The sequence below is a fragment of the Stenotrophomonas sp. SMYL20 genome, from assembly GCF_036320045.1.
GTDB lineage: Bacteria > Pseudomonadota > Gammaproteobacteria > Xanthomonadales > Xanthomonadaceae > Stenotrophomonas > Stenotrophomonas maltophilia_A.
The window spans coordinates 19,237-39,776 of sequence record NZ_JAWIRT010000015.1 but is presented as its reverse complement, the minus strand read 5'-3'; the positions used below and the strand labels follow the sequence as shown (position 1 = coordinate 39,776).

At 64.4% G+C, this 20,540-nt stretch carries 19 protein-coding genes; 12 read left to right on the top strand and 7 right to left on the bottom strand.

The annotated features are described in order from the left end of the window. Nucleotides 1-461: 461 nt before the first annotated feature. The 3 genes from V3B48_RS12890 to V3B48_RS12880 are packed head-to-tail and all read left to right on the top strand — an operon-like array spanning nucleotide 462 to nucleotide 6,699. A complete protein-coding gene (locus tag V3B48_RS12890) occupies nucleotides 462-1,652 on the top strand; it encodes a DUF6361 family protein (protein WP_329893830.1) in 1,191 nt (396 codons plus the stop codon). A gap of 35 nt (nucleotides 1,653-1,687) precedes the next feature. Next, the gene (locus V3B48_RS12885) at nucleotides 1,688-3,487 is read left to right on the top strand and encodes a phospholipase D family protein (RefSeq protein WP_232274004.1); all 1,800 of its coding nucleotides are present in this window, start codon (nucleotides 1,688-1,690) and stop codon (nucleotides 3,485-3,487) included. Beyond that, nucleotides 3,487-6,699, top strand: a complete 3,213-nt coding sequence (locus tag V3B48_RS12880; protein WP_329893829.1) for a helicase-related protein — start codon at nucleotides 3,487-3,489, stop codon at nucleotides 6,697-6,699. Before V3B48_RS12885 ends, V3B48_RS12880 begins: the two co-directional genes overlap by 1 nt. A 54-nt stretch (nucleotides 6,700-6,753) precedes the next feature. Here V3B48_RS12880 and V3B48_RS12875 read toward each other — a convergent pair whose 3' ends face one another. Both V3B48_RS12875 and V3B48_RS12870 read right to left on the bottom strand, forming a co-directional pair. Further along, entirely contained in the window at nucleotides 6,754-8,046 is a 1,293-nt protein-coding gene (locus tag V3B48_RS12875; protein ID WP_049462930.1) for an XVIPCD domain-containing protein, read from the bottom strand. A gap of 27 nt (nucleotides 8,047-8,073) precedes the next feature. Beyond that, complete coding sequence (locus tag V3B48_RS12870; RefSeq protein ID WP_329893828.1) at nucleotides 8,074-8,934, bottom strand: hypothetical protein; 861 nt, start codon at nucleotides 8,932-8,934, stop codon at nucleotides 8,074-8,076. A gap of 218 nt (nucleotides 8,935-9,152) precedes the next feature. On the opposite strand from V3B48_RS12870, the gene V3B48_RS12865 reads away from it, so the two are divergent. Further along, nucleotides 9,153-10,079, top strand: a complete 927-nt coding sequence (locus V3B48_RS12865; protein WP_329893827.1) for an XVIPCD domain-containing protein — start codon at nucleotides 9,153-9,155, stop codon at nucleotides 10,077-10,079. 42 nt (nucleotides 10,080-10,121) lie between these two features. Here V3B48_RS12865 and V3B48_RS12860 read toward each other — a convergent pair whose 3' ends face one another. Further along, nucleotides 10,122-10,904: a hypothetical protein gene (locus V3B48_RS12860; protein WP_134951349.1), complete on the bottom strand. Its 783-nt coding sequence runs from the start codon at nucleotides 10,902-10,904 to the stop codon at nucleotides 10,122-10,124. 219 nt (nucleotides 10,905-11,123) lie between these two features. On the opposite strand from V3B48_RS12860, the gene V3B48_RS12855 reads away from it, so the two are divergent. The 4 genes from V3B48_RS12855 to V3B48_RS12840 all read left to right on the top strand — a co-directional run bounded on the left by V3B48_RS12855 (nucleotide 11,124) and on the right by V3B48_RS12840 (nucleotide 14,749). Then, nucleotides 11,124-12,269 (top strand): YncE family protein, encoded by a 1,146-nt coding sequence (locus V3B48_RS12855; RefSeq protein WP_049421153.1) that lies wholly within the window; start codon nucleotides 11,124-11,126, stop codon nucleotides 12,267-12,269. 143 nt (nucleotides 12,270-12,412) lie between these two features. Beyond that, entirely contained in the window at nucleotides 12,413-12,988 is a 576-nt protein-coding gene (locus V3B48_RS12850) for a hypothetical protein (protein ID WP_329893826.1), read from the top strand. Between the two features lie 77 nt (nucleotides 12,989-13,065). Next, on the top strand, nucleotides 13,066-13,641 hold the full coding sequence (locus V3B48_RS12845; RefSeq protein ID WP_329893825.1) for a hypothetical protein: 576 nt from the start codon (nucleotides 13,066-13,068) through the stop codon (nucleotides 13,639-13,641). Between the two features lie 40 nt (nucleotides 13,642-13,681). Then, nucleotides 13,682-14,749: an XVIPCD domain-containing protein gene (locus V3B48_RS12840; protein ID WP_329893824.1), complete on the top strand. Its 1,068-nt coding sequence runs from the start codon at nucleotides 13,682-13,684 to the stop codon at nucleotides 14,747-14,749. A 63-nt stretch (nucleotides 14,750-14,812) separates the two neighbouring features. Here V3B48_RS12840 and V3B48_RS12835 read toward each other — a convergent pair whose 3' ends face one another. Next, nucleotides 14,813-15,229 (bottom strand): XVIPCD domain-containing protein, encoded by a 417-nt coding sequence (locus V3B48_RS12835; RefSeq protein WP_329893823.1) that lies wholly within the window; start codon nucleotides 15,227-15,229, stop codon nucleotides 14,813-14,815. Between the two features lie 75 nt (nucleotides 15,230-15,304). Beyond that, entirely contained in the window at nucleotides 15,305-15,784 is a 480-nt protein-coding gene (locus V3B48_RS12830) for a nuclear transport factor 2 family protein (RefSeq protein WP_329893822.1), read from the bottom strand. A gap of 221 nt (nucleotides 15,785-16,005) precedes the next feature. On the opposite strand from V3B48_RS12830, the gene V3B48_RS12825 reads away from it, so the two are divergent. Next, nucleotides 16,006-16,818: an alpha/beta hydrolase gene (locus V3B48_RS12825; protein ID WP_329893821.1), complete on the top strand. Its 813-nt coding sequence runs from the start codon at nucleotides 16,006-16,008 to the stop codon at nucleotides 16,816-16,818. 9 nt (nucleotides 16,819-16,827) lie between these two features. Then, nucleotides 16,828-17,001 (top strand): hypothetical protein, encoded by a 174-nt coding sequence (locus V3B48_RS12820; RefSeq protein WP_097048477.1) that lies wholly within the window; start codon nucleotides 16,828-16,830, stop codon nucleotides 16,999-17,001. Between the two features lie 91 nt (nucleotides 17,002-17,092). Here the strand turns inward: V3B48_RS12820 and V3B48_RS12815 are convergent, their stop codons facing one another. After that, nucleotides 17,093-17,773, bottom strand: a complete 681-nt coding sequence (locus V3B48_RS12815) for a hypothetical protein (protein ID WP_329893820.1) — start codon at nucleotides 17,771-17,773, stop codon at nucleotides 17,093-17,095. Between the two features lie 133 nt (nucleotides 17,774-17,906). Between V3B48_RS12815 and V3B48_RS12810 the strand changes: the two genes are divergently transcribed. Then, a complete protein-coding gene (locus V3B48_RS12810; RefSeq protein ID WP_182267155.1) occupies nucleotides 17,907-18,566 on the top strand; it encodes a hypothetical protein in 660 nt (219 codons plus the stop codon). Between the two features lie 70 nt (nucleotides 18,567-18,636). Beyond that, the gene (locus tag V3B48_RS12805; protein ID WP_329893819.1) at nucleotides 18,637-19,605 is read left to right on the top strand and encodes a polysaccharide deacetylase family protein; all 969 of its coding nucleotides are present in this window, start codon (nucleotides 18,637-18,639) and stop codon (nucleotides 19,603-19,605) included. A 3-nt stretch (nucleotides 19,606-19,608) separates the two neighbouring features. On the opposite strand, the gene V3B48_RS12800 is transcribed toward V3B48_RS12805, so the two are convergent. Continuing rightward, nucleotides 19,609-20,451, bottom strand: coding sequence for an MnmC family methyltransferase (locus tag V3B48_RS12800; RefSeq protein WP_121504770.1), 843 nt, complete (start codon nucleotides 20,449-20,451; stop codon nucleotides 19,609-19,611). Nucleotides 20,452-20,540: the final 89 nt, after the last annotated feature.

The following is a 20,540-nucleotide window of genomic DNA, read 5'->3' as shown; positions in this document are numbered from 1 at the left end:
AGCCTCAGGCAGACCGTCCCAAAGGTGGTCGAGGGTGCGGGTGGGGCGGCCAGAGACGGCGGGTGACCTGCACTGCGGGCAATGGGAGAAGTGCGTCAGCCCCGGCAGACGCACATCCCCCGCTGGCGGGGTGATACGAAGCCAACCGCAGGCTGGGCAGTGATAGGTCCAACGTTGTGTACGTCCCCACATGGGCGGCTTGCCTCCGTATGAATGGCGGGGGCATCCCTGCCCATGGTGCGTCCTGCTGGTCCATCTTCTTTGAGGGCGCGACAGCCAGTGACGCATTGATCGGAAGAATGGCTGGCCGGCACATGCAAGAGCAATCGAGCAGCACAGATACAAGCGTCACCCACACCAGAAACAGGAACAGGGGAAAGTGATGAACCAGCAGACCCAATGCACGCGCCATGTATCGCGCCGTGCATCCACGCGCGCACGCGCCTGCGGGAGGATTTGAGATGCCTTCCAGCCTGACATGGCTCGACCATGACGCTGCGGCACAGGCACGCAGCGCTACGCTGCTGGCCCTTCTGGACCAGCCCGGCACCCGCGACGAGCTCGGATTTGGCGGTATCCGCGATGCGTTGTCCGACCAGCTGTTCCCCGGCACCTCCGTCATCCAGACGCGGCTGCGATACATGCTTCTGCTGCCGAGGATGTTCATGGGCCTGGAGGCTTCTTCGGTACGCCCCAAGGATTTTGCAGAGCGTGCGCGGCAGGATGAGCTGAAGCTCAATGATTGCCTGGCGGAGGAGGAGGGGGCGTTCGGTCGTGATTCCGGCCACACGCTCAAGCGCCTTGCCAGCTCCGTCTACTGGGCGGGCATGCGCTCCTGGGGCATCTTCGCGCGATCAGGCTCCCAGCAGGACTACTTCTCGGCCATCGAGCAGATTCGCAGGGAGCGCAGCTGGAAGCAGCAACGCGACGACGGGATGGAGGACGCTGAGCTGATTGCACAGACCTGGCATCCCTCACTGGAGAAGCTCGTACCGGTGGCCGCACTGGAAGAGGGATCGCTGTCCCTGACCGCGGACGAGGCGGAGTTCATCCGCGAGCAATGGAAGGTTCATCACCCGCAGACCCTGCTGGTGTGGCTGGCGCAGGACAAGGGGCGATTGGGCGACTGTGCCGACGCCGGGTTCCCATGGCTGCATCCACAGATCCGCCAGGCTCCGCAGCCGCTGCGTGAGCTCGTGGAACACGCGCGTCAGTTCTCCCGTCTCGCCAACGGTGCGTCGCTGGTCTACAACCTTGCCCTGGCGGAGGCGTCTTCCAACGATGAACGTCGTGAGGAGTACGGCCAGGAACTGAAGACCTGGATCGACGGCGTTCCGGCTTCGCAGCTGGGCGAATGGGACATGGTGCAGTTCTGGGAGCAGGTGGAACGGGTGGGGCGTCCGATTCATCCGCGCACCCGCGAGTTCGTGAGCAGCTGGCTTGCGCTGGTCAAGGCCGGCCAGGCCGACAGCCCGCAGTCACGCAGTCTCGTGCGTGAGCGGGAGCGCTCGCTGAAAGGCAATCTCTCGCGCTTCAATCCTGAAAACCTCGATCGCTGGAGCGGTGCGTCCGGCCTCGGAATCCTCAATTACCGGTGGGGCATCACGCGCCGTCACCTTGCCGACCTCCTGCACGGCCTGGAGGCCGCATGATCCATCCATCTGCACGCAGTACTCTGACCGAGGCCTTGCAGCCCCCCAGCGGCTACCGGTTTGATGCCGGCGTCGCCACTACGTACAGCCTGTCGCTGGGCGCGTTGCTGGGATTGCCTGCACATTTCGCCTTGCTCGGCGACCACGACAACAGCGCCGAAGAAGATCCTTTGCGCCTCGTGGAAGGGCTGCGCCGGGCAAGCCGCAGGCTTGCGGTGTTCTGCGAACGGGGACGGATGGAAGCACCGCCAGCAGGCAACGCATTGGCGGTGCTGGCTGAGGGCATGGTGCATGAGGTCTGCGCCCCACACGGCGGCGCCTTCCACCCGAAGATCTGGGCGCTGCGCTATGTGGCCATCGATGCGGCCGCCGAACCTGCCACCGTCGTACGTCTGCTGGTGCTGACCCGCAATCTGACCTGGGACCGCTGTTGGGACGTGAGCCTGCGCCTGGATGGTGTGCCAGGAAAGGCCAAGGAGGCCAGCAACAAGCCGCTGGCGGATTTCCTGCGCTGGCTGCCGCTGAATACCGAAGGGGCGTCGCCGGACCTGGAGCGGCAGGCGATGATCGTATCGTTGGCGAAGGACATCGAGCGCGCTGACTGGGAAAAGCCTCCGGGCTTCACCCAGCTGGCGTTCCACGTGCTGGGTACTGCAAAGCGGGCAGTGCCGTGGAGTCCGCTCGAGGGCGGTGGCAAGGCCCAGGATGTGTTGATCGTCTCTCCCTTCGTACGCGCTGGCGCGCTGCAGACGCTGCGCGAGCACTGCAACGGCGACTTCATGCTGGTGAGTCGCGCCGATGAGCTGGATAGGCTTCCGGCCGGCGCCTGCCTGGCCGATGACAGTGCCTACGTGTTGAAGCCTGACACGCTGCTCTCCGAAGGTGAAGAGGCTGGACAGGCCGATACGCTGCAGGGCCTGCACGCCAAGGTGGCCGTGTTCCAGCGCGGCCAACGGGTGCACGTTGCAGTCGGTTCGGCCAATTACACCAACGCGGTTGTGCAGAACGGCAGCAACGTTGAAGTGGTTGCGGAGCTGAGCGGTCCGGTGAGCAGGATTCCCGCGCCGAGGCAGTGGCTTGACGAGCATCTCCAGCCCTTGCTGGACACGTACACGCCCGGTGGGGGCGAAGATGCGGAGGGCGCAGAGCGTCGCCAGCTGCAGGACCAGCTGGAGGCCATCCGTCGCCAGATTGCAGCTGCCGCCTGGACGCTGCACTGCGAAACCCATCCGGTCTCGGGATGGAACCTCGCGCTTTCGTGCCCGGGCCTTCCGCTTGACGGTGCCACGCTGCACGCGTGGCCGTTGGCGGTGGTTTCCGAGCGGGCCCGTCCTGTACAGGCGGGTCAGGTTGATCTGGGAACCTTTGCCGGCCATGAGGTGAGTTCGCTGGTTGGCTTCCAGGTCACGCCCAACAGTACCCGCGCCGAGGAGCTGGCCGTCCCGCCGTTGCGCTTCGCGCTGGAAGTTTCACTGGAGGGCGCTCCAGACGACCGCGCGGACGCGCTGGTGGCACAACTCCTGGGTAACCGCGCGGCGTTCCTGCGCTATCTCGCGCTGCTGCTGGATGATCCCCAGGCCGCAGGCTGTGGAGCGCGCAATCGATCCGAAGGCAGCGGCGGCGGCAGCAGGGATGCGAGTGGCCTCATGGCGAACTACCCGCTGTTTGAACAGCTGCTGCGGATCTATTCCCGCGAGCCTGAACGACTTGAAGCGATTGATCGCATGGTGAAGCGGTTGAAGGACAAGCAGTTCGATGGGCAGCCCTGTCTGCCCGATGATTTCCTGGCCCTCTGGGAAGTTGTGGGAAACGCTATTGGCAAGGAGGCTGCGTAATGAACAGGAATACAGATCTTTCGGATCCGACCCCCGTTCTTGAGCGGCTGAAGGGCTTCCAGCGTAGGACGGTGAACTATGCGTTCCGACGCATGTACGAAGATCACGATCCGGCACTGCGTTTCCTGGTCGCCGATGAGGTGGGGCTGGGCAAGACGCAGGTGGCCAAAGGTCTGATCGCGCGCGTGGTTGCCCATAAGGCAGCCAGCAAAGAGCGCATGGACATCATCTACATCTGCTCCAATGCTTCCATCGCATCGCAGAACCTGGAGCGTCTTCGGCTTCGTTCGACCAAAGCGGTTCGCGCTACCCGGTTGACCCTGCTGCCGCTGGCGCTTACCGATGGCGGTCTGGAAGGCGACGGTGTGAACTTCATCAGTTTCACACCAGGTACTTCGTTTGAAACAACCAGCCGTGGAGGACTGGCCCGCGAGCGCGTGCTCATCCATCGCATGCTGCAGGGCGTATCCAGGCTCAATGCCAACGGCTTGGCCTGGGTGCTGCGTGGCGGTCTGGGAGATGGCTGGCGGCAGCATTTTGAGCACGAGGACGGCGTGGATGAGCCGGATGAGGCCATCACCCGTACGTTTGTCAAGTCGTTGGACAAGAAGCGATTGAGACAGCTTGTCGAAGTCTGTGACAGGCACGCCGGTCGGCGGACGCGTGCACTGGACAGTGACGAGCGCGCCGAAGCCCTCGAGCTGACATCCTGGCTGCGCACCACGCTGGCGCACTGTTGCCTGAAGGCACTGAAGCCTGATCTGGTTGTGCTGGATGAGTTCCAGCGCTTCCGCGAGCTTCTTGCCGTGCAGGATCCTGACTCCGATGACGAGGCTGCCCCGGCATCTTCTGCTGCAAAGCTGGCGCAGGAGTTGTTCGACCATGAGAACAGGCCTCGCGTGCTCCTGCTTTCGGCCACGCCCTACAAGATGTTCGTCGCCCAGCAGGAGCAGGAGGATCACTACCGCGACTTCCTGGCAACGGCGTCATTCCTGTTCAATGATCCAGAAGAGGTGACCGCGCTCCGCGCTGACCTCGCCGCATTCCGTGCATCGCTGGTGGGCGTGGGGGCATCGCAGGATGATGCACGTGTGCTCAAGGGTGCAATCGAGAGCCGACTCAAGAAGGTGATGTGCCGGACCGAGCGCGTGGGTATAACCCGGGGCCGCGATGCGATGGTGAGGGATGTCCCGCTTCCGTTGTCGCTGACATCGGAGGACCTGGCGGACTACGCCTGCGTGGATGCGCTTGCAAGAGCGGCGGGGACGAATGATGTCATGGAGTTCTGGCGCTCCAGTCCCTACCTGCTGAACTTCATGCGTGAGGACGGATACACCTTCAAGCGTTGCATGATGGATCGACAGGGCAAGGCGGCTCTGGGGCGGGCGTTGTCCCGGCATCCGCAGTACAGGACGCTGAATCAGGATGCGCTGCAGCGGTACAGCCCGTTGGTGGCGGCAAACCCGAGAATGGACGTGCTGGCCAAGGATATGGAGGACCAGGGCAGCTGGCGCTTGTTGTGGGTTCCTCCTTCCATGCCTTACTGGCCTGGAGAGGGTGCGTACGCACAGGTATCCCATTTCAGCAAGACGCTGGTGTTCTCAAGCTGGAACATGGTTCCTGATGCGATTGCCGGCCTTCTTTCCTACCATGCCGAGCAATTGGCCATGGCGGGGCATGCGCTCCAGCCCGGATACGACGCGCCTGGCAAGAGCCTGAGTGCTCGCTTGCGCTTCAACAGCGGCAAGAGCGGGCATGAGGACATGAACGCGCTCACTCTGCTGGTTCCTTCCCTCGCGCTGGCCACAATGGTCGATCCCTTGGCGATGTCGGTCGCTGCAGGTGGCTCGCTGCACTTGGCAGATGCCAGGCGTGAGGCTGCCGGTCGGATCAGGGAGAGGATGGAGTCGCTTGACCTGCCAGCGTCCAGGCACTCGGGGCCGCCTGACGTGCGCTGGTACTGGTTGACGCTGCTTCTGCTTGAGCGTGCGCATGTCCAATCGCATGTGGACCCGTGCTGGGGTTCGGAGGACCTGACGATTGGTGCGGGTGAGGATGAGGAAGACGGTGGCGCCAGCGTTTCAGGGCAGGGGTTCTCCCGTCATGTGGCCTACTGGCGACAGGTATGGGGGCGCGGTTTTGACGAGCCCTCTCTGCAGACGCTTGGGCCACGTCCCGACGACATTGCCGAGGTACTGGCTGATCTCGCATTGGCGGCACCAGGTGTGTGTGCTTTGCGTGCATTGCTGCGCCTGCTGCCGGGAGACAATGAGGCCGACCTTCGCCAGGCCGCCATAAAAATTGCGGACGTGTTCCGCCGACAGCTGAATATGCCCGAAGCGGTCGCCATCATCACTCACGAGGAAGGTGGGGTGTATTGGCGGCGGGCGGTGGCCTACTGCGCAGAAGGCAATTTGCAGGCTTTGCTTGATGAGTACCTGCATCTGCTGCACGAGCAGAAAGCAGCGGACGAGAAATCTACCCATGCTCAGGCCATCGCGAAGGGCGTGAGCGATGCGGGCCACGTGCGCGCAAGCCAGCTTCACCCTGAGGGTGTGAAGCTGCTGGATGGAAAGCTCGTGCGCGATGATGCACTGTCATTGCGTTGCCGGTATGCGATGCGGTACGGAAATGCAACCGAGGACGACAAGGTGGTTGCCCGCAAGGACGCGTTGCAGCATGCATTCAACTCGCCCTTCCGTCCCTTCGTGCTCGCATCCACTTCGGTGGGGCAGGAAGGGCTGGACTTCCATTCCTGGTGCCACTCAATCGTTCACTGGAACCTGCCTGGCAATCCGGTGGATCTTGAGCAGCGGGAGGGGCGCGTTCATCGCTACAAAGGACTGGCCGTCCGCCGAAACGTTGCGCGGCTGGCAGGGTTCGTGGCCGACCAGGCCGCCGGTGACCCATGGGCGGGACTATTCACCAATGCAGAGTTGCCTCACAAGGACACGCCATTGGCGGGCTTGATTCCCTACTGGATCTGCGAGGCACCGGGCGGTGTGGCGGTCGAGCGAAAGGTGTTCCATTTTCCTCTGAGCCAGGACAAGCATCGCTTTGATCGGCTGAAGAGCAGCCTGGCGCTGTATCGCATGGTCTTTGCACAGCCGCGCCAGCAGGATCTTCTGGGGCACCTGCAAGCGCGTGCGGAAGGCGGCGAGGATGTGCAGGCATTGCTGGATACCTGGCGGATCGAACTGCTGCCGGACTGACCGGGTCGGCCGGGCAGGGCGCATGCGCTGCCCCCTGCCTGGCCCACGGAAGGCTCACGCCATCCGCATCCCCTCCCGCTGCACCTGCTGCGCGCTTTCCACATCCTGCGTCTGACGCTGCGCCAGTGCGTCCAGCTGCCGGTAGCTCTGCTCGGCCGGCGCCTGCACGGCCTGTTCGGCGGAGATGGCCACCCGCAGGTGGGCCGGATCATCCAGCGCGCCCTGCACCAGGAACAGGTTCTGCCCCGCACCCCCAGGGCCGTTGGCCTTGCCGAGCATCACGTGGTCCACCTGGCTGAGGTTGTTCTCTTTGGCCAGCACCGCCAGGCGAGCGGTCACGCCATCAGGGTTGTTGCCCAGTACCAGGCCGTGCTCGGCCTGCAGGCTGGCCACCTGGCCGCGGATCTGCTGGTACACCGGATCGTTGGCGTGGTCGGGGCGGTTGGCGGCCAGCTGCGTTTCGCGGCCATCGCGCTCCAGCGGCTCGTTCATCACCACCTTGGGCGTTTCAAGGCGGGTGCGGTAACTGTCCTCGGGGTGGAAGTGCGTGGCCTTCTCCGCGCGCTCCAGGCGCACGGCACGGGCGTCGTCCAGCGAGGCGATGATCCTCGGGTTGTGCTCACGCAGTGGGATGCTACCTGGCACCTGCAGGTACCAGGCCTGCTCCTTTTCCGAATACATGTGGTACGAACTGCGCGAGCCGATGACATTGGGATCGCTGCTGGGCAGTGCCTCAGCCATGAGCGAGCCTTCGTACAGGCCCAGCCGGCCGACATAGCCGGTGGCGCTCCAGAAGGGCATGGCCAGGTACGCGCTGCCCAGCGTGTTGGCCGCGCGCTGGGTACCACCGACGTCGTTGTTGAGCATCTCCTTCCAGACTTCCTCGGCCTTGCCCTCTCCGCGTTCCTTGCGGGTGGCTTCCAGCAGCACACGCGGGGTCCAGCAGTTAGGGTCGAGGTGGTGGCGCTTGAAGGCTTCATCGTGCGCCTGCTGCACATCGCGGCCGGGCAGATTCAGGGCCAGATCGGGGCGCTTGGCCTCCATCCAGTGCTCGCGGCGTTCCAGGTCGCGGTGCAGCAGGGTCTGGCCGAAGGCCTCCCATTCGCGCTCGGTCAGGTTGCGGTTCTGCAGGGCCGGGTTGCGGTCGTGCTGGTCACGGGCCTGCGACTGCGCGTAGGCGTTGGCGACCTGGCCCGGCAGGTTGTCGTTGCGCACCACGCCCAGGGCCAGCAGACCGTAGCCATCGGAATGTTCCTTGTGCGCCAGGTAGCTCCAGTAGCGCTCGCGGTTTCCGCTGTCTGCGTATTCCCTGAGGATCTCCAGATCCTTGCGGGTCAATTCACCCATGTGTCGTTCCTCCTGAACCCTGGTCGGTTACCGCAGCTTGTAGCGGGCCAGCAGGACGCGCGTGGCGTCCTCCACGGCCTTCCAGTCCTTGAGCAGCACGCGCGGGTAGATCGCGCGCACCGACAGCCCATCCTGCGGGTCGGTGAAGGTATGCGTGCAGGTGGCCACCGGCACATCGGGGTCATCCACCAGCGTGGTGCCCTGCACGGTCAGCCCCTCGCGCCCATCCTGCGGCGGATTGCAGGTGATGAAGGTGGCCAGCGCGCCCTGTGTGTCGCGGGCGATGTACCACTCCTGGTCGGTTTCGGGCGTGCGCACCGGCGGCGTGCCGCGCTGCGCGGCATACGCCTCGGAAAACCGCGTCATGCGGGCTTCGTCGATGGCGTACGGGGTGAGCCCGAAGTGCGGCGTACCGGCGTTGCGCAGGTCCAGCCGGCGGCGCGGGTCGTCACGGTTGATCGAGCCGTCCTCGGTGGTCGCTTCGGTGCTGGTCTTGCGCGGCAGCAGCTCGGCGATGGGGAGGGCGTCGATGTAATCCAGCGACAGGTTGATGGCGCGGTGGTGGTCGGACATGCTGCGCGAGGCGCGCGTGCCCGGCGGTGCCGCCTGCAGGTCGGGCCACAGGAGGGTGAGGCCGATGCCGCCGCCCACCGCCGGACCCATCTGGTCGTCGTACAGGTTGGCGGGGAAGGCGTAGCGGTGTGGGCCCAGCGTGGCTTCCACGGGGGCGGTGGTGTAGGTGTAGCCGTCCACGGTGTGGGACTGTGCGGTGTCGGTCATGGGGGTCTCCCGGTGCTCCGGTTCCTTGGAGGGGGCCTTGCTGCAGGCCGTGCTGCTTGCCAAGGCGATGGCCAGGGCCAACCAGCGGCCCGGCGGTGGCAGGTTCATGCGGCCGTTCCTTGAGGTGTACGAGGCACTATAGGACAGGTTCTGCGGCGTATTCCACAGAGCCGGTCACGCTCCATATCTGCATCCGGTGCCCCAGCGTTCGCTGGTTCACACATTCAGCATGCCTCCACTACGGGCTCCGTGCTCCTCCACTTGCCCCCATCCCACCTATGCCATCATCCAGTCAGGACCGCAGCACTCATCAAGGCTGAACAGGCATGGAGCAGGCAACACGCTACACCGCAACGCTGTACCTGGCCGCCCCCGGCACCCCACTGAAGAGCGGGGGCATCTCGCCGCGCGGCCATATGTACCTGCAGGTGGCCGCGGGCGACGAGGCCCACAGCTACGGCTTCGCACCACCGCGCCACGCGCCGGGCGAAACCCCCACCGGCGTGCAGTACGCGCAGGTGCGCCACGACGATGCCGACGAGCATCTGGACCCGTACTACAGCCGCACCCTGGAAATCACCGAGGAGCATTACGGCTGCCTGCGTGATTTCACCGAGGAGCCGGCCGAGTTCGAATTCGATGTGGATCGCCCGGCCACCATCAACCGCTGCAGCGATTTCGTCTGGGCGGCGCTGCACTACGCCGGCCTGCATCCGCTGCCGGCGCCGCTGGACGGCGGCAGCAACCTGGGCGAGTTCGCGGTGCTGTTCAACCTGCCGGAAATCCAGTGCATTGCCGCGCCGTTCCCGGGCAGTGATCTGAATGCCGAAACCCATCATGCGATGCCCGAGCGCGAGGCCGAACACCATCGCCAAGGCGACCGTGGCAGCGATGAGCCGCCGCCGACGCCGATTGAAGTGGCCGGCACGCTGCTGGACCCCTCGCATCCGGACCATCGCCTGTTCGCGCAGCTGATCCAGAAAGTGGCCGAGCTGGACGCCGCGCATGGCCGCCCGTTCGATGCCGCCAGCCAGCGCATCAGTGCCAGCCTGCTGGTGCTGGCCAAGCAGAACAATCTCTCACGCGTGGACCACGTGCTGCTCAGCCAGCCGACCCAAAGCAGCCATGCCGCCGAGAGCATCTTCATCGTGCAGGGCGATCGCAACGACCCGGGGCACCGCCGCGCCAGCATCGCTACAGAAGTGGCGGCCAAGACCGATGTGGCCGATTCGCTACGGTTGAAGGAGCAATAGTCCGCGCCAACGGTTGCTTGCTCGGCTGTACGCGCTGTGTCATCAACGGCCGATTAGCAGGCGAATCGCAGTTGGGATTCGATTGGCTTGCTCGTAGTCGCGGCCCAACTGTTGATGCAGCTCGAACACTGCCCACTCCGCATTCTGCAAGCGGACGATATCCTCGAATGGCGGTGCACTTGATTGTGTCGTCAGCAGAAGATGTTCGTTCACGCCGGCATCCAGCAAAGTCTTCGTCATCAGGATGTCCGTATACAGCGAGCCCTTGGCTTCGCCAATATGAACGCTGAAGATTTGCTTGGTTCCCTCCATCGTCTTCACAGCCCTGTCGCGATTGGTCAAGACCTGCAGGAGTGCTGAGTTCAGTTCCTGAAGGCGCATCTTGGAATCATTTGGGTCTGAAGATCCAAATCCGTCCAGATGTTGGACGTAGTTACTGATGTCGTCGAGTATGCCCTTCCAAACGTAAGTGTGCTCAGGGTCGAAGTATCTTTGCCTCGCTCTTGCTGCGTCGGCCGCCAGGCGATTGATGCCTGTAACGTGATCAATCGTAAGCTGCTGCTCGCCAATGAAGGGGAGGTTGTGCTCGGCGCGTGTCTTCTGCATTCGTTCTGCCAGTTCATTGCTGTAGTCGCGTATTTCCTTCAGCGATGTCTGACCCGTTTCACTAGAGACCAAGGGCGTATATATCGTCAATGATGACCACGCCACGTAGCTGATTGCAGCAGCCAGCAATAGCCAGACGTAGATTTTTGCGCGTGTCCTGATTTCCAATTTTGCTCCGAAGCGTGGATTGCCCACTGTGGCAATCGGCGAGTTGGCCAAGTTCTTTAGGCCGTACATCTTCGGGGAGCGGAGATGCCAACGAGCGGTTTCTCGTCCTCACACTGTGGCCGAGACCGATTGGCGCATCGCCAATTGAGAACTGCTACCATTCCCCCGCTACCCAGCCAGCCCACCCCGCGCAGACAGATGCAGGTCGGGCCGTCGTAGAACGGCCCAGCGAGCCAGGACACCCTCCCGTGCCCATTCAAGGACGCTCGCATGTTCCGTAATCCTCTCTTCCGCTCGGCCGCCCTGGCCGTTGCCGTTTCGCTCAGCCTCGGCGTGCCCTCTGCGTTCGCCGACAACGCACCCGCCGCCAGTGCCACCGCCGCCGTGCAGCGCCAGGCGGTGGCCAAGGGCCTGTACGAGCTGGCCTACAGCCCGAAGCAGAATGCCGTGTTCGTGGCCTCGTCCGGTGGTTTTGGCGATGACGCCGGCCCGGCCCAGGTGCTGCGCCTGAACCCGGCCACGCTGGCCGTGGAAACCCGCATCCCGCTGGAGCGCAAAGCGTTCGGCGTGGTGCTGGATGACGCCCACAACCGCCTGTACGTGGGCAACACCGTGGACCTGTCGGTGACCGTAGTCGACACCGCGCAGAACAAGGCCGTCGGCACCATCCAGCTGATGGAGAAGAAGACCGGTAAGGACGGCAAGGCTGCTTACACCCACGACCTGCGCGAACTGGTGGTCGACAGCGCGGCCAACCGCCTGTACGTGACCGGCCACAGCAGCCAGCCGGACGTGAGCAGCGTGCTGTTCGTGATCGATACCACCACGCTGAAGGTGATCAACACCATCGACGGCCTGGGCAATGCCAAGGCACCGGGCCTGGCGCTGGATGCGGCCAACAAGCGCGTCTACACCAGCAACCTGCTGGCCGATCTGGTGGTGGTGGGCACCGATTCGAACAAGGTGGTGGCACAGCACAAGATCGCCGCCGAGCAGCCGATGAACATCGCGCTGGACCCGGCCGGCAAGCGCCTGTTCGTGACCGACCAGGGCTCGGAATTCCTGCGTGGCTACCAGGCCAAGAGCAGTGGCCTGGTCAGCAAGCATCCGGGCCAGCGCGTGCTGGTGCTCGACCGCAGCACTGGCAAGGAACTGGCCAGCATCCCGACCGACGCCGGCCCGCTGGGCATCCTGCTGGATGCGCCGCGCAAGCGCCTGTACGTGACCAACCGCGAGGCCGGCACGGTGACCGCCTACAACAGTGACAGCTACCAGAAGGTGGCGACCTACACGGTGCCGACCCACCCGAACAGCCTGGCGCTGGATGCGAAGAACAACGTGTTGTTCGTGAGCATCAAGAACGGCGAGAAGGATGACAAGGGCGCCGACGAGAGCGTGGCGCGGATTCAGCTGTAATGCGATGACGCCGGGCCACGCCCGCCGACGTGCCGCGTGAAGAAGGCAGGGTGCAGACCCTGCCTTTTTCTTTGCCCGGTTGCAGTGCCGGAGGCCGCCCGCTAGGGTTGAAGCCCATGGCAGGGAGCCAAAGGGTCTGAATCATGCTGGGTACCCATCGCTGGCTGCGTGCCGGCCTGTTCTTCATGCTGGCGGGCGCACTCGGCGGCTGCAGCAGCCGCGTACCGGACGCGCCGGAGCCGCTGGATCTGGTCAAATCGATCGACGTTGCCGAACCCGGCCAGGAGGTGCGGTTCGAATTCGAGACGAATGCCCGCAACTTCTATCCGGGTCGCACGTATGCGCTGGAGCTGGAAGTTGAGCATCAGGGGCCGGAGGACACCCGCGAGCCGAGTATCGCCACGATGCAGATCCCCTTTGAGGTGTCCCTGCAGCGCTTGACCGCAGGTGCTTGGCAGGACGTTGCGACCTACGACAGCTACCAGGCAATGGCTCGCAACGCGGGGGCAGCACTTCCAGAATGGCATGCATCCAGCGAATGGCGGTATACGTCGCCGCACATGGGCAGTGACGGCCAGTACACGCTGAGCTTGGTTGCTCTGCCACTGGAAATTGACTCCCGCTACCGCGTGGACGTGCGTACGGTGCAGAGGACAGAGGCACTGCAGGATTACTCGGCCCGTTTGCGGGTCCATGCCGCCCGTCCCGCTGGAAAGTAATCAATCGCTTGGTTGTGGCGCCTTTGTTCGCTCGCCAGGGTAGAAACTTCATGGCAGGGAGCCAAAGGGTCTGAATCATGTTGGGTATCCATCGCTGGTGGCTTGCCGGCCTGATCTTCACGCTGGCGGGCGCACTCGGCGCCTGCAGCAGCCGCATACCGGATGCGCCGGAGCCGCTGGATCTGGTCAAGCCGATCGACGTTGCCGAGTCCGGCAAGGCGGTGCGCTTCGAGTTCGAAACGAATGCCCGCAACTTCTATCCGGGTCGACCCTATGTGCTGGATCTTGAGGTGCAGCGACACGGACCCGCGCCTGACAGTGAGCCTGACATGGACAGTGTTCATGTTCCCTTCCAGTTGTCCCTGCAGCGCTGGGTCGCAGGTGCCTGGCAGGACGTTGCTACCTCTGATGTCTATCAGGTAAGGGCGCGCAATCTGGGTGAGCCGCTCCCCGAATGGCATGCATCGGCAGACTGGCGCTACGCGCAGCAGGTATCGATGGACGCCAGCCGGTACAGGTTGAGCATCGTTACGCTGCCGATGGAAACGGGTGCCCGCTACCGCCTGGATGTACGCACGGTGCAGCCCACCGCCGTGCTCCAGCATTACCCGGCACAGCTGCGGGTTCATGCTGGCCCTCTCTCTGGAAAATAGTTACCGACCTACTGCTGAAGGGAACTGAAGGATTCTTCCTATGGACAAGCCACGTTACGTCGTCGAGATCATCATCGCCGCCCCCGGCACGCCGCTGATAGACAAGAAAACCGGTAGCCAGGAAGTTATTGATGGGGTGCCGCAGACTTCCGGGCCAGGCCACATGTTCTACGTGCTTCGTGCGCCCGGTCAGCAGCCTCAGAGCTATGGGTTTGCACCCATAGAACACGGAAGCGTGAACGGCCAAGGCAAGGTCATGAATGATGATGCGACGATCTACAAGGACCCCCATTACAGCCGCACTCTCGAAATCAGCGAGGAGCAGTACAAGAAGCTTGAAGCGTTCGGCACGTACCCAAGTAAGTACGGCTTCGATCTGCAATACAAGGACGTGCGCCACAACTGCGTTGACTTCACCTGGGAAGCGTTGAACCACGCGGGCATCGAGCGGAAAAAGAGCATCGACGTGAACGCGCTGGGAGGTGGCATTGGCCAATTGCTTCCCGATGTCCGCATTCCCTTGGAGAGCAAGGGCGCAGGCAAGGATGGATTCCGACCGCTGCGCAACATCCATGGCGTGGACAGCATTGACCCGCCGTTTCCGGACAGCGAGCTCAATCAGAAGAAAACCAATCCCTTGCCCGCGCGCAGCTTCCAGCAACGCATCCTGAGCGACGCTGAGGGCATGGGCGAACAAAGCGGTGATCATCTCGCCAGGCACGGCAACGATTTGCTGCTCTCGCAGATCCACCAGGGCGTGGCCCTGCTCGACGCAGAGCGGGGCCGAGCCTTCGATGCCACCAGCGAGAACATCAGCGCCAGCCTGTACGCCCTGGCCAAGGCAAACGGCCTGACTCAGGTCGACCACGTGCTGTTGAGCGATCGCACGGCACAGGCCGATGTGGCGCAGAACATCTTCATCGTGCAGGGCGAGCGCGACGACCCGGCACAGCTGCGCGCCAGCATGCCAACTGCGGTGGCCGCGCAGACACGGGCAGAAACCTCGTTCGAGCGTGCCGAGCAGCTGTCGCAGTCTGCGCAGTCGCGCACGCAGGATGAGCTGCAGCAGCGCCAAGTGCAGGAGCAGTCCGGGCCGCGCATGGCCTAGGGCGGCAAGCGCCACGGCGAGCCGGCATTCTCGCGCGGGGCCGCCAGAAACGCTGGAGCCGGTTCAGCCCAGGCGGTGTGCCGGGTTCTGCTGCTGTTCCTGCTCACGGGCCTGCTGGTCGGGCAGCTGCCCCATGGCGGGCTGCTGCGGGGCAATGCCCAGCTTCTGCATCGACTGCTCCACCGGCGTCTGCACCGCCACAGCGGTCGGCATCATCGCGCGCAGGTGCGCGGGGTTGGCGGGGTCGCCCTGCACCACGAAGACGTTGTGCCCGGCCGGGTGCTGGGAGGTGGCGTTGCTGACCAGCACATGGTCGACCTGCTGCAGGCCCTGCTCGCGGGCGAGCACGGTCAGGCTGGCGGTCAGGCGCTCGCTGGTCTGGTCGAACGGACGGCCATGCTGGGCGTCCAGTGCGGCCACGCCCTGGCGGATCTGCTGGTTGAGGCCGTACTCGGGATGGTTGGGGGTGATCTCTGCCATGGCGATCGAACGGTAACGGTGGGTCGTGGTGGACCCCGCCAGTATAGATCCGGCCCGTGAAGCACGCCCGATGGGTCAGTCTGCCGCATGGTGGTCGTAGCTGATCACCCGCTCGGCCAACCAGCGTCCGTCCACGCGACGCCAGACCTGGATGAAGCGGGCCTGGCCCACCCAGCGCTCCACGCCGTCCTTGCCGCGTTCATGGAAGCGGTGGTCGCCGATCTCCAGCGCCCGCTCGTCGTGCAAGGGGAACACCTGCAGCGAAGGTTCCACCAGCTCACGGCGCAGGCTCCAGCCGCCCTTGCGCGCATTGCTGCACATGTTGGCCACGCTGCGGCGGAAGTCCTCGCGGTTGCTGGCCGACTTGCCGTCCTTGTCATGGAAGAACTCCATGTCTTCGGTGGTCATCGCGGCGGCCCTGTCGGCATCGCAGGCCTCGAAGGCGACGGCGAACAGCTGGGTGTCGGCCTGGCGGATCTGTTGGCGCAGGTCGTCGGTGGACGGCGCTGTGGCGACGAGGCCGGCAGCCAGCAGGGGCAAGGTAGGCAGCAACATGGCGAGGCTCCAAGGGTGGTTCACGCAGGCTCGCATGGCGTTTGGGCCGTTGCAGCCGGCTTCCGATGAAACGGGTTTTCCACGGAGCGAATGCCCGCATTGGCGGCCCGGCCGAGGCGTCGTCGTCTGTGCAGGCGATGTCATGGCGACCGGCGATTCCATCACGGTCGCGATAGGCGGCGGTCAATAGCCTGAAAGCCTCCCCTTCCACAGGAGCTCCCATGCCTGCTTCCCGCATCCGCCTGCACGTTGAAGACACCGGTGGTGACGGCCGCCCGGTCATTCTGATCCACGGCTGGCCGCTGTCTGCCGATGCCTGGAAACAACAGGTGTCGATCCTGCGCGATGCGCAGCATCGGGTGATCAGTTACGACCGGCGTGGTTTCGGGCGTTCCGAGAAGCCCGCCGAAGGCTATGACTACGACACGCTGGCGGCGGACCTGGCGGGGTTGATCGAGGAACGTGACCTGCACGACGTCACCCTGGTCGGCTTCTCGATGGGCGGCGGTGAGGTGGCGCGCTATGCGAGCAATCATGGGCAGGACCGTCTGCACAGCGTGGTGTTTGCAGCGGCGGTGCCGCCGTTCCTGCTGCGCAGTGATGACAACCCGGAAGGCCCGCTCACCCAGGAAAAGGCCGATGAAATGCGCAGCGGTCTGGAGAAGGATCGTGAGGCGTTCTTCGATGGCTTCACCCGCGATTTCTTCAGCGCCCATGGCCAGTTGATGGTGACCGAAGAGACGCGTCAGGCGGCGATCGCGTTGTGCCATCAATCCGACCAGAACGCAGCGCTGGGGTGCATGAAGGCGTTTGCTACCACCGACTTCCGCGAAGACCTGAAGAAGATCACGGTGCCGACCTTGATCCTGCACGGTGACAGCGATGCCATCGTGCCGTTTGAAGGTTCTGGCCAGCGCACGCACCGAGCCATTCCGGGCAGCGAAGTGGTGATCCTTGAAGGCGCGCCGCATGGCTGCAACACCAGTCATGCTGATCACTTCAATCTGGCGCTGTTGAACTTCCTGAAGCAGTAAGCTGCGGCCATGCGTGAACCGAAGACGCCCCCGTGGAAGAAGCCCAATCCCAAGGGCCAGACGTCGCAGCCGTTGTCGCCTGCGCAGAAGGAGGCAGCCCGGCAGCGTGCGGAAGAGAACGGGCGGCGTTATCCCAATCTGGTGGACAACATGTGGGCTGCGAAGCTGCCGCGCGGATCGTGATCTGTAGAATCGAGCCATGCTCGACTCCGCTCTGCATCCATCCATGCATGGCGTGGATCTACTGCAACAGCAGCCGAGCATGGGCTCGGCTCTACAGGTCGACCAGCGGCTTCCAGCCGGGTTCCAGCCAGGGTGAGATCTCGCGCTGGCGGACGGTGATTGCCTCCGTCGGCAGCCCCGCCAAGCGCGCAAGCTCTGCACGCAGCAGCTCGGCATCCACCGGCACTGCCGTAGCCACCTGCAGGCGATCCCCCTGATGCCTCACCCGTACCGGTAGCATGGCGTGCGCATCATGCTCGCCGCCGGTGCGTCCGATCGGGTAGCGCATCGTTACCGGCCGCGACAGTTGCGCCAGTGCTGGCTGCCACGCCTGCAGTACGAGGGGCTGCCCGGCAGCGGGAACATGTACTTCAGCAATCGTAGCCGGGTAGCCGGTGATGCTCTCGACCATGACCTGGAAGCGCGCGCCATCCGGCACGACCAGCACGGTGGCGATCAACGTGAAGAGCGAAACGAACACCGCTGCGAGGTTCCAGCTGCGCGGCGCGGAGGCCGGGCGAGTTGCGGTACGCAGACCTGGCTTTCGCCGCAGCTTGCGCGCGTAGATGCGCCGGTCCTTCCTGCGCGGGCTGCTGCTGTGCTCGGGCAGGTTCAAGGGAACCCGTGGAAGGCGCGACACGCGGGCCTTGATCAGGCGCGACAGCAGCATCCAAGCGATCACGAACGCCAGCAGTGGAAGCAGCGTTCGCACCCACAGATACAGCGTGACCATCCACAACACCTCTACATACGACCATCCATGCTCATCCACATCCTACCGGGACCGCGCGCCGGTTGTCGTATCCGCCAGCCGACAAGCACAGGGCGCTTGGTTAGGATGGTCCTTTGTTGTCATGGATGAACCGATGGTCTCTGCTGCTACCCGCTTCTGTCGTATCTGTGGTCCTGGCCCGATCCTGCTGGCACTGCAGGTGGTGGCGCTGCTGGCGGTAGCCCTTGCAGTCGGTTTCTTCCACTACCGTGTGGGACTGCTGCTGGAGCCGGTGGATGACGCATGCGGTGGGCCCGACCCTGTCGCGCGCATGCAGGTGGCCGAACAACTGCTGGCGCGGTCCACTGCGCTTGCACCGTGGCAACCCTTGCAGTGGATTCCGATGGCGGGCGTGGTACTGGCGCTGCTGGGCGCGATGTCGATCAGCGTCTACCGGCTGGGCCGCCTGTCGGAACGCCTGCGACGTGCCAACTGGGGGCTGATGGCGCTGCACGCCGCGATCCTGGCGCTGGCCCTCAGGGCATTGCACCTGTACGACCTGGCATGGACTGGCGTGGCCAAGCTGTCCCCAGCGGCGTGCCTGGTGGAGCTGGGCGAGCAGGGCCGGTTGCCGCTGGCACAGGCGCAGCAGGTGGTGTTCGAGATCCTCACCCATGAGCATGCACCGCTGCTGCGCAATCCCGATGATCTTGCCCTGGTGCTGGTCGCGTTGATGCTGATGGCGATGGCTGCGGGATTCATGTTGTGGCGGGCGATCGTGCGCGAACGTCAGGTGCAGTCGCCCGGCCCATAGCGGGTGTGGGGCCGGCCGCGCGCCCGCAATCGCGCTAGAGTCAGCACTTCGCCCCTGCAAGGATGTGCTGATGCGTTGGTTGCTGCGTGCGGTGCCATTGCTGCTGTGTTCGTTGGCGGTACACGCCGCCGAGGTGGATCGCCGGATCGCGATGACCATCGACGACCTGCCGTGGGCGCGGGTGGACGAGATCGTTCCGCCGGACCTGCAGTCGCGGCACGAAGCGCTGATGGCCCAGCTTCGCCAGGCGGGTGTGCCGGTGGTCGGCTTCGTCAACGAGAACAAGCTTGAGATCAACGGACACGTGCAGCCCGCGCGGGTGCAGATGCTGCGCGACTGGCTGGACGCCGGGTATGTGCTGGGCAACCACACGTATTCGCACATGGATCTGAACGCCAGGGGTGTGCCTGCGTTCCAGCAGGATTTCCTGCGTGGTGAAACGGTGCTGCGGCCGTTGCTGGCCGAACGTGGACTGAAACCGCAGTGGATGCGCCATCCCTATCTGCGTGCCGGACGCACACCGGAAGAACGCGCGGAGATGGACATGTTCTTCAAGCAGCACGGCTACCGCGTGGCACCGGTGACGGTCGACAACGGGGAGTGGGTATGGGCGTTTGCCTATGCCAACGTGATGAACGAGCAGCCCGATTCCCCGGCGCGCGAGGCGACGCTGGCGCAGCTGCGCAAGGGCTATGTGCCGTACATGCTGAACAAGCTGGACTACTACGAGAAGCAGTCGCAGGCGCTGCTGGGCTACGCGCTGCCGCAGGTGTGGCTGATGCATGCCAACGAACTCAATGCAGCCACCTTCGCCGAACTGGTGGCGGCGACGAAGCGGCGCGGCTATCGCTTCATTTCACTGGATGAGGCGATGCGCGATCCTGCTTACGGGCGTGGCGCCGAGGGCTACAGCGGTCGCTATGGCCCGAGCTGGCTGCACCGCTGGGCGATGGCCGAGAAGAAGCCGAAAGACTTCTACGCCGGTGAACCGGAAGTGCCGAAGTGGGTGATGAAGCTGGCGAAGGTTGACTCGGAATGAAGCTCAGCGCTTGACGGCCAGCACGCCGTCCAGCGCCAGCTCGGCCTTGAAACCGGCCTTTTCCAGGCGCTTGGCCACTTCGCGCGGCACGTCGCGGCCGCTGGTCAGCTTGTTCGGCGCGCCGGTGTAGTGGAACAGGCGCCCTCCCTTGCGGATGGCGCGGGCGAGGTGGTCGTAGAACACCTGCGAGTACAGTTCGCCGGCGATGCCGAAGCGCGGCGGGTCGTGCAGGATCGCGTCGACACTGTTGCTGGCCACCTGTTCGATCTGCTGTGAGACGTCACCGTGGCTGAACTGCAGGCGGCCACCGGCGGCGGCCGAGTCCGGATCCGGCGACCACGGGTTGAGCGTGCGCAGCCACATCACATCGGCGTTCTTCTCGAATGAGCGGATCTGGCCGACACCGGCCTCCAGCGCGCAGGCGGCGAAGTAGCCCAGGCCGCCGCAGGTATCGAGGATGACCTTGCCGGCCGGGGCGACCAGCTCGACCTTGCGGCGCGCATCCTCGAACGGTGACAGCTTCGAGGTCGGCAGCATCTTGATGCCGTCGATCTCGAAGGTCGGTGCGCCCCATCCGGTCGGCACCAGCTTGATCAGCGAGCCGCTGTAGCGCGAGATCGGTGCGAAGTCCTCGCCGTCCCAGTAGTACAGCGTGCGGTCCTTCAACTTGCCCGGCCACGGGTAGGCCTGGCCACGGAAGTGGAAGCCGTCGGCGTTCAGGGCCACGCTGTCCTCGCTGCGGCCAAGGTCGAGCGAGCCCTGCCAGTCGGCAGCGCCCTTGTCATGGGCACGGCGCAGGGTGTCAGCGCTGTCGCGGGTCAGCAGGGGGCCGGTGTAATGGGGCACGGCGGGTACCGGGGCGGTTCGGGGGAGGGCATGGTACCGCAGCTGTTGCCGTGGCCACGCGTGGCTGCTGCAGTAGATCCACGCCATGC

Excerpts from the sequence above, each read along its gene's own strand:
- V3B48_RS12890 (WP_329893830.1), top strand. The coding sequence starts at position 462 with ATGCCTTCCAGCCTGACATGGCTCGACCATGACGCTGCGGCACAGGCA.
- V3B48_RS12880 (WP_329893829.1), top strand. The coding sequence starts at position 3,487 with ATGAACAGGAATACAGATCTTTCGGATCCGACCCCCGTTCTTGAGCGG.
- V3B48_RS12875 (WP_049462930.1), bottom strand. The coding sequence starts at position 8,046 with ATGGGTGAATTGACCCGCAAGGATCTGGAGATCCTCAGGGAATACGCA.
- V3B48_RS12870 (WP_329893828.1), bottom strand. The coding sequence starts at position 8,934 with ATGAACCTGCCACCGCCGGGCCGCTGGTTGGCCCTGGCCATCGCCTTG.
- V3B48_RS12865 (WP_329893827.1), top strand. The coding sequence starts at position 9,153 with ATGGAGCAGGCAACACGCTACACCGCAACGCTGTACCTGGCCGCCCCC.
- V3B48_RS12855 (WP_049421153.1), top strand. The coding sequence starts at position 11,124 with ATGTTCCGTAATCCTCTCTTCCGCTCGGCCGCCCTGGCCGTTGCCGTT.
- V3B48_RS12850 (WP_329893826.1), top strand. The coding sequence starts at position 12,413 with ATGCTGGGTACCCATCGCTGGCTGCGTGCCGGCCTGTTCTTCATGCTG.
- V3B48_RS12845 (WP_329893825.1), top strand. The coding sequence starts at position 13,066 with ATGTTGGGTATCCATCGCTGGTGGCTTGCCGGCCTGATCTTCACGCTG.
- V3B48_RS12840 (WP_329893824.1), top strand. The coding sequence starts at position 13,682 with ATGGACAAGCCACGTTACGTCGTCGAGATCATCATCGCCGCCCCCGGC.
- V3B48_RS12835 (WP_329893823.1), bottom strand. The coding sequence starts at position 15,229 with ATGGCAGAGATCACCCCCAACCATCCCGAGTACGGCCTCAACCAGCAG.
- V3B48_RS12830 (WP_329893822.1), bottom strand. The coding sequence starts at position 15,784 with ATGTTGCTGCCTACCTTGCCCCTGCTGGCTGCCGGCCTCGTCGCCACA.
- V3B48_RS12825 (WP_329893821.1), top strand. The coding sequence starts at position 16,006 with ATGCCTGCTTCCCGCATCCGCCTGCACGTTGAAGACACCGGTGGTGAC.
- V3B48_RS12820 (WP_097048477.1), top strand. The coding sequence starts at position 16,828 with ATGCGTGAACCGAAGACGCCCCCGTGGAAGAAGCCCAATCCCAAGGGC.
- V3B48_RS12815 (WP_329893820.1), bottom strand. The coding sequence starts at position 17,773 with ATGGTCACGCTGTATCTGTGGGTGCGAACGCTGCTTCCACTGCTGGCG.
- V3B48_RS12810 (WP_182267155.1), top strand. The coding sequence starts at position 17,907 with ATGGTCTCTGCTGCTACCCGCTTCTGTCGTATCTGTGGTCCTGGCCCG.
- V3B48_RS12805 (WP_329893819.1), top strand. The coding sequence starts at position 18,637 with ATGCGTTGGTTGCTGCGTGCGGTGCCATTGCTGCTGTGTTCGTTGGCG.